The 13,922-nt window shown below is 71.6% G+C and carries 15 protein-coding genes; 4 read left to right on the forward strand and 11 right to left on the reverse strand.

Annotated elements, in window-relative coordinates; all coding sequences use genetic code 11:
- Positions 1–23 precede the first annotated feature (23 nt).
- The 6 genes from GA0070622_RS02765 to GA0070622_RS02790 form a co-directional block, all read right to left on the reverse strand.
- A complete protein-coding gene (locus GA0070622_RS02765) occupies positions 24–1,238 on the reverse strand; it encodes an LCP family protein (RefSeq protein WP_091567974.1) in 1,215 nt (404 codons plus the stop codon).
- Positions 1,239–1,412: 174 nt separating this feature from the next.
- Positions 1,413–2,645, reverse strand: coding sequence for an LCP family protein (locus GA0070622_RS02770; protein WP_091567977.1), 1,233 nt, complete (start codon positions 2,643–2,645; stop codon positions 1,413–1,415).
- Between the two features lie 74 nt (positions 2,646–2,719).
- Positions 2,720–3,700: an NAD-dependent epimerase/dehydratase family protein gene (locus tag GA0070622_RS02775; protein WP_091567981.1), complete on the reverse strand. Its 981-nt coding sequence runs from the start codon at positions 3,698–3,700 to the stop codon at positions 2,720–2,722.
- A 70-nt stretch (positions 3,701–3,770) separates the two neighbouring features.
- Complete coding sequence (locus GA0070622_RS02780) at positions 3,771–5,444, reverse strand: solute symporter family protein (protein ID WP_091567986.1); 1,674 nt, start codon at positions 5,442–5,444, stop codon at positions 3,771–3,773.
- On the reverse strand, positions 5,422–5,790 hold the full coding sequence (locus GA0070622_RS02785; RefSeq protein WP_091567991.1) for a DUF485 domain-containing protein: 369 nt from the start codon (positions 5,788–5,790) through the stop codon (positions 5,422–5,424). The genes GA0070622_RS02780 and GA0070622_RS02785 overlap by 23 nt, the downstream gene beginning before the upstream one ends.
- Positions 5,791–6,021: 231 nt before the next feature.
- Positions 6,022–6,762 (reverse strand): flavin reductase family protein, encoded by a 741-nt coding sequence (locus tag GA0070622_RS02790; RefSeq protein ID WP_091567995.1) that lies wholly within the window; start codon positions 6,760–6,762, stop codon positions 6,022–6,024.
- Between the two features lie 278 nt (positions 6,763–7,040).
- On the opposite strand from GA0070622_RS02790, the gene GA0070622_RS02795 reads away from it, so the two are divergent.
- Genes GA0070622_RS02795 through GA0070622_RS02810 form a run of 4 tightly spaced genes read left to right on the forward strand, consistent with a single transcriptional unit; the run spans position 7,041 to position 8,832 of the window.
- A complete protein-coding gene (locus GA0070622_RS02795) occupies positions 7,041–7,826 on the forward strand; it encodes a helix-turn-helix domain-containing protein (RefSeq protein ID WP_091567998.1) in 786 nt (261 codons plus the stop codon).
- Entirely contained in the window at positions 7,823–8,011 is a 189-nt protein-coding gene (locus GA0070622_RS02800; protein WP_091568001.1) for a DUF397 domain-containing protein, read from the forward strand. The genes GA0070622_RS02795 and GA0070622_RS02800 overlap by 4 nt, the downstream gene beginning before the upstream one ends.
- 18 nt (positions 8,012–8,029) lie before the next feature.
- Positions 8,030–8,287 (forward strand): hypothetical protein, encoded by a 258-nt coding sequence (locus tag GA0070622_RS02805; protein WP_091568006.1) that lies wholly within the window; start codon positions 8,030–8,032, stop codon positions 8,285–8,287.
- Positions 8,288–8,301: 14 nt separating this feature from the next.
- On the forward strand, positions 8,302–8,832 hold the full coding sequence (locus GA0070622_RS02810; protein WP_091568011.1) for a hypothetical protein: 531 nt from the start codon (positions 8,302–8,304) through the stop codon (positions 8,830–8,832).
- Here the strand turns inward: GA0070622_RS02810 and GA0070622_RS02815 are convergent.
- The 5 genes from GA0070622_RS02815 to GA0070622_RS02835 all read right to left on the reverse strand — a co-directional run bounded on the left by GA0070622_RS02815 (position 8,813) and on the right by GA0070622_RS02835 (position 13,898).
- Positions 8,813–9,334 (reverse strand): type II toxin-antitoxin system RatA family toxin, encoded by a 522-nt coding sequence (locus GA0070622_RS02815; RefSeq protein WP_091568015.1) that lies wholly within the window; start codon positions 9,332–9,334, stop codon positions 8,813–8,815. The genes GA0070622_RS02810 and GA0070622_RS02815 overlap by 20 nt on opposite strands.
- Positions 9,334–11,028 (reverse strand): ABC transporter permease, encoded by a 1,695-nt coding sequence (locus GA0070622_RS02820; RefSeq protein ID WP_091568020.1) that lies wholly within the window; start codon positions 11,026–11,028, stop codon positions 9,334–9,336. Before GA0070622_RS02820 ends, GA0070622_RS02815 begins: the two co-directional genes overlap by 1 nt.
- On the reverse strand, positions 11,013–11,777 hold the full coding sequence (locus GA0070622_RS02825; RefSeq protein ID WP_091576792.1) for an ABC transporter ATP-binding protein: 765 nt from the start codon (positions 11,775–11,777) through the stop codon (positions 11,013–11,015). The genes GA0070622_RS02820 and GA0070622_RS02825 overlap by 16 nt, the downstream gene beginning before the upstream one ends.
- A 79-nt stretch (positions 11,778–11,856) precedes the next feature.
- Positions 11,857–13,497 carry a sodium/solute symporter gene (locus GA0070622_RS02830; protein ID WP_091568023.1) on the reverse strand — a complete coding sequence of 547 codons (1,641 nt, stop codon included), beginning with the start codon at positions 13,495–13,497 and terminating at the stop codon, positions 11,857–11,859.
- Complete coding sequence (locus tag GA0070622_RS02835) at positions 13,497–13,898, reverse strand: hypothetical protein (protein WP_091576793.1); 402 nt, start codon at positions 13,896–13,898, stop codon at positions 13,497–13,499. Before GA0070622_RS02835 ends, GA0070622_RS02830 begins: the two co-directional genes overlap by 1 nt.
- Positions 13,899–13,922 lie beyond the last annotated feature (24 nt).

Genomic DNA, 13,922 nt, shown 5'->3' on the forward strand with positions numbered 1-13,922 from the left:
CGGCCGGCGGATGCCGGCTTCGGTCATTTACGGGTGGAGAGAACGGTCGGGTTGGCCACGATGAAGTCGGCCAGTTTGTCGTTCTTGACCGCCTGGAACATCTCCATGGTCGTCGCGTTGAACGTCTCCCGGCCGTTGCCGTTGCCGGCGAACGTCCCGCCGTTGGTGCGCAGCGTGACCAGGTCGTTGCCGCTCAGGTTCTTGAGCGTGAAAATGAAGTCGGCGATCGGCACGCCGCCGGTGTCCAGGACGAACGCCTTGCCGGCCGCCTTCATCAGCGAGTTCAGCTTGATCGGGTTGGTCAGCATGCCGCCTTCGGTGGCCTTCTTGGCCATCGCCTTGATCAGCTGCTGCTGGTTCTGCTGCCGGTCATAGTCACTGTTCGGCAGGCCGTAGCGCTGGCGGGAGTAGTCGAGCGCCTCCCAGCCCTCCATCTCCCGGCAGCCCTTCTTGTGCACCACGGGCTTGTAGGGCTTGCCGGTCTTCTTCGCGTCCGCGTTCCACATCGGCTTGCCCTCGACCATCGACATGTGGTGGGAGGGAACCTCGTGGCTGACGCAGATCCGCACGGTGCCGAGCGCGTCGATGACGTTCTTGAACCCGCCGAAGTTGATGATCGCGGCGCCGTCGAAGCTGATCCCGGTCATGCCCTTGATGGTCTTGGCCATCAGCTGGGCGCCGCCCTCCCAGCCGCCGCCGTTCTGCGCGCCGTGGAAGAAGGCAGCGTTGATCTTGTCGGTGCCGCCCTTGTAGCCGCTGTCCTTGAACGCCGGGATGCGCGCCTCGGTGTCCCGCGGGATCGAGATCAGGTACGCCTGGTCGTGGCTGGCCGGGATGTGCAGGATGATGATCGTGTCCGACCGCACGTCGTCGGCCGCCCAGCGGGCCCGGGCGTCGACGCCGAGCAGCAGCATGTCGATCGGGCCCTCCAGGCTGGCGCCGCCCTCGGCCTCGCTCTTGCCCGCCTCGCCGAGCAGGTTGCGCTGGGCGATGTTGTTGGTCGCCTGGCCGATCACGGCCTTGCTACCGACGATCGCGACCCCGCTGGTCACCATCAGAACGGCGCCGAGCACCAGGGTGAGCTTGGCCCAGAGCGGGTCCTTGCGCTTGGTGCGCTTCTTCTTCCCGCCACCGGGTCCACGGCCACCGGGGCCGGGCTGGGTGGGGATGATCGGGGGGACCCGCCCGGATGATCCGGGCTCCAGTGAGTGCGGGCGGCGGCTGGTCTGGACCGACATGCGTGCTCCAGCTCGATGATCGGGGGCGGGACCACTGTACGTATCTGTTCCCGTTCTCGCGACCTCCTGAGGCGGCTATTCCCGTCAATACCGGCCGATCTCCCCGAGTTGTGGCCGAACGGGCGAGGGAGAGCGACCGGACGACGGTTGGCCGGTGTGGCGCCCACGGTGGGGTCAGTCGCCCGCGCTCTTCTGGTTGGCCCGCATCCACTCGGCCATCTTGTCCCCGACGATCGCCTGGTACATCGCCAGCGCCTTCTCCCGGTCGGAGACCACCACCGACTGCCCGTCGATGGTCTGGCCGCCCAGGTTGGGGCTGGTCACGAACGTCAGGTTCTCGCCGCGCAGGCTGCGGAACTGCACCGCCATGTCGGTCAACGAGAACCCCTGGTCGACCGTGACGGCGGCGGTGACCGCCTGGAGGAAGTCGTTCAGCTTCTTCGGGTTGCTCAGCGTCCCGGTGCTCGCCGCCTTGTCCATCAGCGCCTTGAGGAACTCCTGCTGGTGGCGCATCCGGGCGAAGTCGCCGTCGGGGAACTGCTTGCGCTGCCGGACCCAGTCCAGCGCCTCGGCGCCGTTCATGTGGTTCACGCCCTTGGTGAACGTCCGGTACGGCTTGTGGATCGAGGTGATCGTCCGCTCCACCTTGAGGTCGACCCCGCCCAGGGCGTCCGTGACGTCCTTGAAGCCGGCGAAGTCGATCGCCATGACGTGGTCGATCCGTACGTCGGTGAAGCACTCCACGGTCTTGACCGCGAGTGGGAGGCCGCCGAACGCGAACGCTGCGTTGATCTTGTTGCGCGATCCGGAGTCGCAGGTCGCGCCCGCGTTCTCCGGGATCGGCACGTACAGGTCGCGCGGAATGGAGACCAGGTAGGCGCTCTTGTGGTCGGCCGGGATGTGCATGACGATCACGGTGTCCGCGCGCCACTTGCCGGCGCCGTCGACCGGGGCGTCCGGGTCCCGGGAGTCGCTGCCCACGAGCAGGATGTTCAGCGCGCCGTCGACCTGCTTCGCCGGCCGCCCGCCGGTGATCTCGGAGAACGGGTCGGTGCGGGCCAGGTCGCCGTCGAGGTTGCGGGCGTAGAGCCAGGCGCCGACGCCGCCGAGCAGCGCCAGCACGAGCACCGCGATGCCGGCGACCAGGCCGATCCGGCCCCAACGCGGGCGGGGGCCGCGCCGACCCGGTCCGCCCGGTCCGCCACCGGATCCGCCGGGCCCGGTCGGTCCCACCGGGCCGCCGGGGCCGCCCGAGCGGGGCGCCTCGTCGGCTGAGGGGTACCAGCGGGCATCCGTGGCGCGGGCACGCGCGGTGGTGCCGCGGCCGGGGCCGGGAACCTGGGCGCGGCCCGCACCCCGGTTCAGGGGACGCGGGAGCGGGGCGCCGGCAGACGAGGTCGCTGACATGTAACCGAGGGTAGGTCGGCCCGGCCACCGTCGCCCTCAGGCGCGCACCGGTGTCCGCCGGCGGCCAGGCGGGTTCAGTACCCTAGCCGCCCGCGGAAGTACTCGATCGTGCGTCGGAGGCCGTCTTCGGGCGTCACGGTCGGCTCGTATCCCAGCAGCTCGCGGGCGAGAGTCAGATCGGGGCGGCGCATCTCCGGGTCGTCCGAGGCGCGAGTGATGTAGCTCACCTCCGACGTGCTTCCGGTGAGTGACACGATCGTCTCGGCGAGTTGCCGCATCGACATCTCGTGCTCGGTGCCGCAGTTGATCGGGCCGGTCTGCGTCGAGTCGAGCAGCAGCAGGATGCCGCGCACCAGATCGTCGACGTAACAGATCGAGCGCGTCTGGTCACCGGTGCCGTGCACGGTGATCGGCTCGCCGCGCAGCGCCTGGGAGATGAAGGTCGGGATGGCGCGGCCGTCGTCCGGGCGCATCCGCGGGCCGTACGTGTTGAAGATCCGCACGATCGCGGTGTCGGTGCCCCGGCTGCGGTGGTAGGCCATGGTGGCCGCCTCGGAGAAGCGCTTCGCCTCGTCGTAGACGCTCCGGATGCCGATCGGGTTGACGTTGCCCCAGTACGTCTCGCGCTGCGGGTGCTCCTTCGGGTCCCCGTACGCCTCGGAGGTGGAGGCCATCAGGAACCGGGCGCCGTCGGCGGTGGCCCGCTCCAGCAGTGCCAGGGTGGCCACCGAGCCGACCCGGAGGATCTCCACCGGCAGCTTCTCGAAGTCGGTGGGGCTGGCCGGCGACGCCATGTGCAGGATCGCGTCGAACCGCTCGGCCACCGCCGGGTGGTCGGTCGGCAGGCCGTCCGAGATGTCCGCCTCGACCAGCGTGAAGGTCGGCTCCTCCAGCAGGTGGACCAGGTTGTCCTTGGAGCCGGTGACGAAGTTGTCCAGCACCACCACCGTGCAGCCGCGCTCGACGAGCCGGTCGACCAGGTGGGACGGGACGAAACCGGCGCCGCCGGTGACGAGGATGCGGTGTCCGGCACCGAAGCGGGGAGCGACCTTCATGCCGGCCAGCCTATACAGGTGAGGAGGGGCCCCCGCCCATGACGGGGGCCCCTCCTGTCCACCGTGTCGATCAGTGCGCGCCGGCACCGGTCAGCGAGCGCACCTCCAGTTCGGCGTACTTGTCGTCGTCGCTCTCCTTGGACAGGATCGTGCCGAGCCAGCCGCACAGGAAGCCGATCGGGATCGAGATGATGCCCGGGTTCGACAGCGGGAACCAGTGCCAGTCGTGGTCCGGGAACATCGCCGTCGGCGCCCCGGAGACGACCGGGGAGAAGAACACCAGCAGCACCGCGGAGACGAGGCCGCCGTAGATCGCCCAGACCGCGCCCGAGGTGTTGAACCGCTTCCAGAACAGGCTGTAGAGGATCGCCGGCAGGTTGCCGGAGGCGGCGACCGCGAACGCGAGCGCGACCAGGAACGCCACGTTCAGGCTCTGCGCGAAGATCGACAGGACGATCGAGACCGCGCCGATCACCAGCGCGGAGACCCGGGCGACGGTCACCTCCTGCCGCTCCGACGCCGACCCGTTCTTGATGACGTTGGCGTAGAAGTCGTGCGCCAGGCTGGACGACGAGGCCAGGGTCAGTCCGGCGACCACGGCGAGGATCGTGGCGAACGCGACCGCCGCGATGATCGCCAGCAGTGTCGCGCCGCCCAGGCTCCCGCCGAGGAAGTCCACGCCCAGCGCCTCGGCGAGCTGCGGCGCGGCCGTGTTGCCGGCCTTGTCCTGCGCGGTGATCGCCTGGCCGCCGACGATGGCCGCCGCGCCGAAGCCGAGGGCCAGCGTGAGCAGGTAGAAGCTGCCGATGATGCCGATCGCCCAGAGCACGCTCTTGCGGGCCGCCCGCGCCGTCGGCACGGTGTAGAAGCGGATCAGGATGTGCGGCAGGCCGGCCGTGCCGAGCACCAGCGCGATGCCCAGCGAGAGCAGGTCCATCTTGCTGTAGAACGTCTTCAGCGCGTCGCCCGGTGTCTCCACGCCGTAGCGCAACCCGGGTTCGAGGAAGGCCGCTCCCTTGCCCGAGGCGTCGGCCGCGTCGCCGAGCAGCGAGGACAGGTTGAACTTGTACTTGGCGAGCACCAGCAGGGTCATCACCAGCGCGCCGCTCATCAGCAGGAACGCCTTGACGATCTGCACGTAGGTGGTGCCCTTCATGCCGCCCACCGTGACGTAGATGATCATCAGGGCGCCGACCAGGATGATGGTGGCGACCTTCGCGGTGTCCGCGTCCATGCCGAGGAACGTGGTGCCGGGCTTGATGCCGAGCAGCAGGGCCACCAGCGCGCCGGCGCCGACCATCTGGGCCAGCAGGTAGAAGATCGACACGGTGATGGTGGAGACCGCCGCCGCGGTCCGGACCGGCCGTTGCCGCATCCGGAACGCCAGGACGTCCGCCATCGTGTACCGGCCGGAGTTGCGCAGCAGTTCGGCCACGAGCAGCAGCGCCACCAGCCAGGCGACCAGGAAGCCGATCGAGTAGAGGAAGCCGTCGTACCCGTAGAGGGCGATGATGCCGGCGATGCCCAGGAAGGACGCCGCGGACATGTAGTCGCCGCCGATCGCCATGCCGTTCTGGAAACCGGAGAAGGACCGGCCGCCGGCGTAGAAGTCGGTGGCGGTCTTGGTCTGCCGGCTGGCCCAGACGGTGATCGCGAGCGTGATCGCCACGAACACCAGGAACAGCGTGATGGTGAGGTTCCGGGCGGTGGTGCTGCCCGCCTCAGCCGCGAGGACCGTGTTCATGGGTCACCTCCCCCATCTCGGCCCGGATCCGGTCGGCGACCGGGTCGATCCGCCGGTTGGCGAACCGCGAGTAGAGCCAGGCGATGACGAACGTCGAGACGAACTGGAGCAGGCCGAAGATGAGGGCGACGTTGATGTTGCCGATCACCTTCGTCCCCATGAATCCCCGCGCGTACGCGGAGAGGATGACGTAGAGCGCGTACCACAGGAAGAACGCGACGGTCATCGGGAAGATGAAGCCGCGCAGCGCGCGCCGCAACCCGGCGAACTCGTCCGACCGTTGGACGGCGAGGTACCGGTCCGCCGTCGACTCGGAGGGTGCGGACGCGGGTGTGTCCGTGGACATCTGTGGATCACCACCTTCGCAGGCGTGGGGAATTTCCGCGCACGCTAGAGAGCGCGCTCCCCACCCCGGAAGCCCCGGCCGACCCCCGGCAGACGCCTGCGCCGAACGGCGCCCCCGCTGCGCCGAGTGACCCACATCACTCCGCTCACCGGTCCGCCCCTTCCGCGTCGATCATGAAGTTGACGGCAGCGGACGCCCGATTTGTCACCGCCAACTTCATGATCGACGGGGTCAGTCGGTCAGCTCGCGGTAGCGGCCCCGGTAGTGCAGCAGTGGAGGGGTGTCGCGGGGGAGGTCCACCGCTTCTATGGTGGCCTCGACCAGGAGGGCCCAGCCGTACTCCCGGGCGGTGTCGAGCCGGCAGCCGACCCAGCCGCCGGCGTCCGTCGGCACCGGCCCGTACGGCGTCTCGGTCCACGCGTCGAGTGCGAACAGCCCGCCGGGCGACGGGAACAGGCCGGCGAACCGGTCGGCGAGCTGCCGGTGGTGCGGGCCCAGCGGCGTGACCGCGAACCGTCCGGCCTCCTCGACCGTCGCCCACAGGTCCGACTCCGGGTCGACCAGGCCGAGCAGCCGGTCCGGCTCTCCCTCGGCCACCAGCGTGGACGAGACGGTCAGCCCGGCCGGGCCGGGCGCGGTCCAGAGCGTCACCGGGGCGGCCAGCCGGCCGCGCAGCCGGCGTACCGGCGAGCGCTGCCCGGCCGGCACCGCGAACGGATCGGTGTGGTGGATCTCGGCACCCGGCTCATGATTCACGTGAAACATTGTGCCGCCCCGGACCCGGGCCCAGCCCAGGAAGCGCCGGTGCAGGTCGGTGGCATCGGTGAGCTGCGCGTTCGCCTCGGCCAGCAGCCCGCCCAGGTGGAACAGCAACGCCGTCCGGTCGCCCCGGAACTCGACCAGCAGCCCGAGCCGCGCCGGCTGGCAGGGCCAGGGCGCCCCGCACGCCCGGCACCGCCACGCCGGCCGCATCGGCAGGTGCCCCCGCCCCGCCCGGATCTTGGAAGATCCGGGCCCCTCCAGGGGCCCTTTCCTTCCAAGATCTCCGCGTTCACTCCGCATGTGCGCCTCCTGGGGAGAGGGTCGCCCCGGCCGGGAGTGGTCGGGGCGACCCTGCGCAGGACCGGCCGCCGGGTCGTCGCCTCCACCGGCCGGGCCGCGTGCCTCCACCCTGGACTCGGCCGTGTCGGCGAGGGAGGATTCCAGGGCTTACTACGCAGCGCGGTCACGTACTTACCGGAGAGGTAAGGATGAACATCGAGGTGTGGATCCGGGCGTTGAAGGCCGCCCGGGCCGGGGCCGACGTCTCCCAGGAGGCGCTGGCGGCCACCATCCGCTGGAGTCCGTCGACGGTCGCCGCGATCGAGACCGGCCGCCGCCGGCCGACCATGGAGTTCGCGGTCGCCGCCGACCAGGCCCTCACCACCGGCGGCCTCCTCGCGAGCCTCCTCAAGGAGTACGAGGGCGACCGCTCACCGTCCTGGTTCCTGCCTTGGCAGGGATACGAGGATGAAGCGGTGCTCCTGCGCAACTTCGAGCCATGTGCGGTTCCTGGACTTCTTCAGACCGAGGAGTACGCCCGAGCGATCTTCGAGGCGGGACGCCTGTATCGCACGGAGCAGGTCGCGGAGCTGCTGGCGCTGCGTATGGCTCGGCAGAACGTGCTTGCGAAGTCCAATCCACCGGAGTGCGTCTTCATCATCGACGAGAGCGCATTGCAGCGATCCATCGGCGGGCCCGAGGTGATGAACGGCCAATTCGTCCGTCTGCTCGAAGCTGCGGAGCACCCCCAGGTGCGTCTTCACGTGCTACCGCTCGATGTCGGTGCACACCTCTCGCTGGGCGGTGGGTTCGCCATCGCCGAGCTGCCCGATGGTGAGCATGTGCTCTGCCTCGACAACCCCGCCCGTGGACAGATCGCCGACTATCCGGAGTGGATTCGCCTGATGCTTCGCAAGTGGGAGATCCTGCTCGGCGAGGCGCTGCCGGAGCATGCCTCACTTGACCTGATTCGAAAGTTGAAGGTGACGGCGTGAACCAACCGAGGTGGCGTAAGTCGACCCGATCCGACAACGCCGGCAACTGTGTCGAGGTGGCGGACAACGTTCCCGGGGTGGTGCTGGTCCGGGACAGCAAGGACCGATCCGGCCCGACCCTCACCCTCACCGCCGACACCTGGCGGTCCCTGGTCGCGCACCTGCGGCGGGCGAAGCTGGACTGATCGGCCTACCCTGCCGGCATGGCTCTCGTCCCACCGCAGAAGCTCGCCCAGGACCGGGTGGTCACCGCCGAGGCTGTCCTCGGCGGGCAGGTCGACCTGCGCGCCTACCCGTACAAGCACCTGATGGTCATCGCCCGGCACAAGTGGGGCAGCAGCGGGTTCCCGCCGCTCATGGAGGCGGTCGAGCACCTGTCGAACTACGGCTGGGAGCTGGTCAACGTGCTCAGCGTCGGCGACGGCCACCACGTCTACGCGGCCGTGCGCCGCACCACCTGAGCCCGGGAGGCTCCGTGGCACTGCTGGAGATCGCCGTGACCACCATCGGTGGCGCGCTCTCGGCAACCGTCGGCGTGCTCGCCGGCGGGATGCTCACCCGCCGCGCCCAGGACCGGCACTGGCTACGGGACCGGCAGCTCGTGGCCTACCAGGACCTGCTGCGGGAGTACGCCACGTTCACGATGATCCTGCGTCGCGCGCACCTGGGACGAACGGGTTGGGACTACGACTGGGGGGCGTGGAGCGCCGCGCTGATGTCGGCCAGCCTCGTCGCCCCGACCTCGGTGGCCACCGAGATCGACAGGTTCGGTCAGGCGGTGCAGGGGCTCCTGGACACCACGGCGGTGGACACCACCACCGCGCCGCTGTCCCAGGAGCAGTTCGAGCGGGCGATGGCCGCGCCGGCCCGGGCGCAACTGGACCTGGTCAACGCCATGCGTCGGTCGATGGGTCGGAACCAGGGTCCGCTGTCGGTGTGGTTGGGCGGAGCGGGCGGCCGCGCCCCCCACTGGCAGGACGGCGTCGTCAGCCCTCGCCGGGCCTGACCGGCCCCGGGCCCGGTTCGGCGAGCGCGCGGCGGGCGGCGGCCAGCACCTCCGGGTCGGCGCAGCCGGCCGCGTAGCCGGCGATCCGGCGGCGGATGTCCCGGCCGAGCAGCCAGACGCCGATCCGGTCGGCCACCGGGCGGAGGAACGCCGGGCGGCAGCGGAAGTTGTACCGCCAGGTGGCGACCGTGGTGCCCGGGTCCGGCCCGGGCGCGAAGCGCCACCCGCCGCCGAACCGTTCGAAGAACCACGGCCCCCGCACCATCTTCATCCCGACGTTCGTCGGCGGAGCCCAGGAGACGTACTCGCTGACCATGACCAGGCCGTGCCGGGAGCGGGTGTACGTCCGCACGCCCCGGCCCGGCCGGGTCGCCCCGTCGACGAAGTGCTGCTCGCGGACGAACGGGTCCCAGCGGTAGCGGACCGGGGCCACGGTCTGCGAGACGGCGAACGCCAGGTCCGGCGGGACCGGAACCGTGGTGACCGCCTCGACGACCGGCATCAGCGCCTCGGCGTGACCGCGGCCAGCAGCTCCGGCTGCCGGCGGTCGAGCGCGTCCCCGGCCAGGTACGCGCCGAGCAGCGCGGCCCCCGCCCCGTACGCCAGGCCGAGCGGCAGCGCCAGCCAGAGCCAGACGTCGCCGAGCAGCGCGGCGGCCACCACGAACGGCACCGCCGCCACCGTCGAGGCGACCATGGAGAGCAGCGTGAACATGCTCTTCGCGATCCCCGCGCCGGTGTTCATGGCGAACGGGTTGCTCGTCTCCGGCAGCGAGTAGGCGCCCAGCACCGAGATGAACCCGTTGATCGCCAACCCGCACCCGTACGCGGCGAACAGCCCGCCGGCCATCACGCCGAGCCACTGCGGGCGACCCAGCACCAGGGCCAGCACGACCGCGACCACGACCAGGATCGGCACCACGTAGAGCGAGAACGCGACCATCCGGGCGCGCAGCTCCACCCGCCCCGGCACACCGGCCACCACGTTCGCCGCGTAGCCGCTGCCGTCGAAGCCGAACTGGTTGGCCAGCGTCACCGACGCGAGCACCCCGACGAAGACCATGGAGAGGCTGACCACCACGGGGCTCGCGTCGGCGGTGGCCTCGCCGAACGCCGCGCCGCCCTCGACCACGAAGCTGGCCCCGCCGAGGTTGACCATCACCGGCACGAACACGCCGACCACCGCGACCGTGATCAGGTTGGCCCGCCGCCGGGCGTCCCGCCACCAGTAGCGGCACTCCCGGGCGACCAGCGCGCCGAACCGGTCCCGCCGGGTCCAGCCGACCGCGCGGGGAAAGAGCTGCGCGACCGCGCCGCCGACCGCGCCCCGCGGCGCGCGGGCCGGCCCCGCGCTCGCCGCGCCCACCATCGCCGACTCCAGCGACCGCGACCACCAGAGCAGGAGTACGCCGAGCGTCGCGGCCGTGATCAGCAGCTTCGCCACCGCCGCGCCGGCCCGGCCCTCGGCCACGTCGACGCCGGCGGTCCAGGGCGCGCCGAACGGCGTCCAGCCGACCACCCGGGCCACCCCGGTCAACCGGTCCCAGTCGGCCTGCTGCACGGCGGCGACCACGAACAGCTGCAACGGCCCGAGCAACGCGGCCAGCACCGCGAGCAGCACCGCGGCCAGGTCCCGCACCCGGCGGGAGCGCAGCATGGTGGCGAACGCACTGGTCACCGCGCGCGCCCCGGCCACGCAGACCAGCAGCCCGCCGAGCGCCCCGAGCGTGCCGACCAGCGCGGCCGACCATCCGCCCAGCGCGCCGGCGGTGACCACCAGCCCGGCCACCGTGACCACGGTGGCCAGTGCCGGCACGCTCACCAGCGCGGCGGCGAGCAGGCCGGTGACCAGGGTGCGGCGGGAGAGCGGGAGCAGCGCGAACCGGGCCGGGTCCAGCGTCTCGTCCACGCCGAAGAAGACGAGGGGCAGGAGCAGCCAGCCGAGCGTCAGCACGCCGCCGCCGAACGCGGCGGCCATCAGCGCGTACCGGGACTCGCCGGCCAGGCCCGGCGCGGCCAGCAGGAAGAACCCGACCCCGGCGAACCAGAGCCCGAACAGGACGCCCAGCACGAACAGCGCGATCCGCCACGCCTGGCCGCGGAAGTTGTTGCCCAGCACCCGCAGCTTGAGCCGGACGAAGTGCCGGGGCGAGACGGCCCGGGCCGGCGGTTCGACGGCGGTCACCGGGACAGCCACGACAACTCCTCACCGGTCGCGGTCCGGCCGCCGACCACCTCGACGAAGACCTCCTCCAGCGACCGGTCGCCGCGCACCTCGCCCAGCGTGCCCACCCGCTTGATCCGGCCGTCGGCCAGGATGGCCACGTGGGAGCAGAGCCGCTCGACCACCTCCATCACGTGGCTGGAGAAGATCACCGTGCCGCCACCGGTCACGTAGCGGTGCAGGATGTCCCGGATCAGCGCCGCCGACACCGGGTCGACGGCCTCGAACGGCTCGTCGAGCACCAGCAGGCGCGGGCCGTGCAGCAGCGCGCAGGCCAGGCCGATCTTCTTCTTCATGCCGGCCGAGTAGTCGACCACCAGCGTGCGGCCGGCGTCGGAGAGCGCCAGCACGTCGAGCAGCTCCGCCGCCCGCTGGTCGACCACCTTCGGGTCCATGCCCCGCAGCAGACCGTGGTACGCCAGCAGCTCCGCCCCGCTGAGCCGGTCGAAGAGGCGGACCCCGTCCGGCATCACGCCGAGCAGGCTCTTGGCGCGTACCGGATCGGCCCAGACGTCGTACCCGAGCACCCGCGCCTCGCCGGCGTCGGGCCGCAGCAGGCCGACGGCCATGGAGAGGGTCGTGGTCTTGCCGGCCCCGTTCGGGCCGAGCAGGCCGTAGAACGAGCCGGTCGGCACGGCCAGGTCGACGCCCGCCACCGCGACCTTGGTGTCGAACCGCTTGGCCAGGCCACGCAGGGAGAGCGCCGGGTGCTGATCGGTCATGGTCCGACCGTAGCCCGCGCCGGCCACCGCGCAGTCCGGCCCGAGGACGATCTTCCCGTCATACCTGAGAGGGACCGCGCTACAGGCGCAGCGACTCCGGGGTGTGCAGGCGGAGCATGGTGGCGCCCACGTCCCGGGGCAGTCGTCGCCGGCTGGCCATGGAGACCACCACCATCACGGTGAACGCCAGCGGCACCGTCCACGCGGCCGGTTGGGTGGTCAGCGTCGCGGGCCAGCCGCTCAGCGGCGGGCCGAGCACGGTGAGCAGCACCGCGCCGATCGCCGCGCCGCCGCCGACCAGCACCCCGGCGGCGGCGCCCAGGTCGGTCAGGCCACGCCACCAGATGCCCAGCACCAGCAGCGGGCAGAAGCTCGACGCGGCCACCGCGAACGCCAACCCGACCACCTGGGAGACGTCCAGCCCGGATACGTTCAACGCGAGCACCGCCGGCACCCCGCCGGCGATCACCGTGGCGATCCGGAAGCCGCGTACCGAGCCCCGGCCCAGGACGTCCGTGGAGATCACCCCCGCCACGCTGGTGAGCAGGCCGGACGAGGTGGACAGGAAGGCCGCGAACGCGCCGGCGGCGACCAGCGCGGCGAGCAGCCGGCCGGTGGTGCCGTCGCCCAGCGCCGCGCCGGGCAGCAGCACCACCACCGCGTCGGTCTGCCCGGTGACCAGCAGCTGCGGGGTGTAGATCCGGCCCAGCACGCCGTAGATGGTGGGTAACAGGTAGAAGACGCCGACCAGGGCCAGCACCACCAACGTGGTGCGGCGCGCGGCGGCGCCGTCCGGATTGGTGTAGAAGCGCACCAGCACGTGCGGCAACCCCATGGTGCCGAGAAACGTGGCCAGGATCAGCGAGTACGTGGCGAACAGGCTCCGGTCGTCGTCGCCGGCGGTGTCCGGCAGCAGCCAGTCGACGGCGGCGGTCGCCGCGCCGGACACCTCGGGCACCGGGTCACCGGCGGCGAAGTCGAGGCGGTCGCCGGGGCGTACCTCCCGGACGTCGCCGTCGGGCAGGGTGAGCGTGGCGCGGTGCTCGACCACCACGGTGGTCGCGGTCCGGAACGTCGGCCCGTCGGGCGGGGCCACCGCCGGACGGGCGTCGGCCTGCCACTGCAAGGCCAGGAAGATCGCGGGTACGGCGAGCGCGGTGAGCTTCAACCAGTACTGGAAGGCCTGCACGAAGGTGATCGCCCGCATCCCGCCCAGCGCCACGTTCGCGGTGACCACCACGGCGACCAGGAGCGCGCCGACGGCGTAGGGCGCGCCGGTCAGCGTGGCCAGGGTCAGTCCGGCGCCCTGCAACTGCGGCACCAGGTAGAGCCACCCGATGAAGATCACGAAGACGGTGGCCAGGGTGCGCAGCCGGCGCGAGCCGAGCCGCACCTCGCAGAAGTCGGGCAGGGTGAACGCGCCGGACCGGCGCAGCGGCGCGGCCACGAACAGCAGCAGCGCCAGATAGCCGGCGGCGAAACCGACCGGGTACCAGAGCACGTCCACGCCGTACTTGAGGATCAGCCCGGCGACGCCCAGGAAGCTGGCCGCGGACAGGTACTCGCCGCCGATCGCGGCGGCGTTCCAGGTGGGGCTGACCGCGCGGGAGGCGACCAGGAAGTCGGAGGTGGTGCGGGCCAGCCGCAGCCCGTAGAAGCCGATGCCGAGGGTCACCAGGGTGACCGCCACGATCGCCGGGACCACGTAGCCGTTGGACATCAGCGCTCCGGCCGGTGGACCAGGTCGACGAAGTCCTGCTCGTTGCGCTCGGCCAGCCGCACGTACGCCCACCCGACCACGATCAGGAACGGGAAGGCGGCCACGCCGAGCAGCAGCCACGGCAGGTTGACCCCGAGCACGGTGACCCGGCCGACCGACGGCGCGATGGCGAACAGCCAGGGCAGCCCGCCCAGCCCGATCAGCACCAGCAGGCTGAGCCGCAACGCGAGCGAGAGTTGGGCCCGCACGAGCCCCTGCACCAGCGTCTCGCCGACCCGGGTCTGCTGGGTCAGCTCGGAGCGGGTGCGGTCGGCCCGGCTGCCGGACCGGGACACCTCGGCCAGCACGATCCGGGTCCGCCGCGGCGGGTCGGCCGGTCGCGGCGGGCGCGGGCCGGGCACCGGGGTCGCCTCGACGGGCCGCCC

Origin of the sequence: Micromonospora sediminicola, assembly GCF_900089585.1 — a bacterium.
In the GTDB taxonomy this organism is placed as follows: domain Bacteria; phylum Actinomycetota; class Actinomycetes; order Mycobacteriales; family Micromonosporaceae; genus Micromonospora; species Micromonospora sediminicola.

Excerpts from the sequence above, each read along its gene's own strand:
- GA0070622_RS02765 (WP_091567974.1), bottom strand. The coding sequence starts at position 1,238 with ATGTCGGTCCAGACCAGCCGCCGCCCGCACTCACTGGAGCCCGGATCA.
- GA0070622_RS02770 (WP_091567977.1), bottom strand. The coding sequence starts at position 2,645 with ATGTCAGCGACCTCGTCTGCCGGCGCCCCGCTCCCGCGTCCCCTGAAC.
- GA0070622_RS02775 (WP_091567981.1), bottom strand. The coding sequence starts at position 3,700 with ATGAAGGTCGCTCCCCGCTTCGGTGCCGGACACCGCATCCTCGTCACC.
- GA0070622_RS02780 (WP_091567986.1), bottom strand. The coding sequence starts at position 5,444 with ATGAACACGGTCCTCGCGGCTGAGGCGGGCAGCACCACCGCCCGGAAC.
- GA0070622_RS02785 (WP_091567991.1), bottom strand. The coding sequence starts at position 5,790 with ATGTCCACGGACACACCCGCGTCCGCACCCTCCGAGTCGACGGCGGAC.
- GA0070622_RS02790 (WP_091567995.1), bottom strand. The coding sequence starts at position 6,762 with ATGCGGCCGGCGTGGCGGTGCCGGGCGTGCGGGGCGCCCTGGCCCTGC.
- GA0070622_RS02795 (WP_091567998.1), top strand. The coding sequence starts at position 7,041 with ATGAACATCGAGGTGTGGATCCGGGCGTTGAAGGCCGCCCGGGCCGGG.
- GA0070622_RS02805 (WP_091568006.1), top strand. The coding sequence starts at position 8,030 with ATGGCTCTCGTCCCACCGCAGAAGCTCGCCCAGGACCGGGTGGTCACC.
- GA0070622_RS02815 (WP_091568015.1), bottom strand. The coding sequence starts at position 9,334 with ATGCCGGTCGTCGAGGCGGTCACCACGGTTCCGGTCCCGCCGGACCTG.
- GA0070622_RS02825 (WP_091576792.1), bottom strand. The coding sequence starts at position 11,777 with ATGACCGATCAGCACCCGGCGCTCTCCCTGCGTGGCCTGGCCAAGCGG.
- GA0070622_RS02830 (WP_091568023.1), bottom strand. The coding sequence starts at position 13,497 with ATGTCCAACGGCTACGTGGTCCCGGCGATCGTGGCGGTCACCCTGGTG.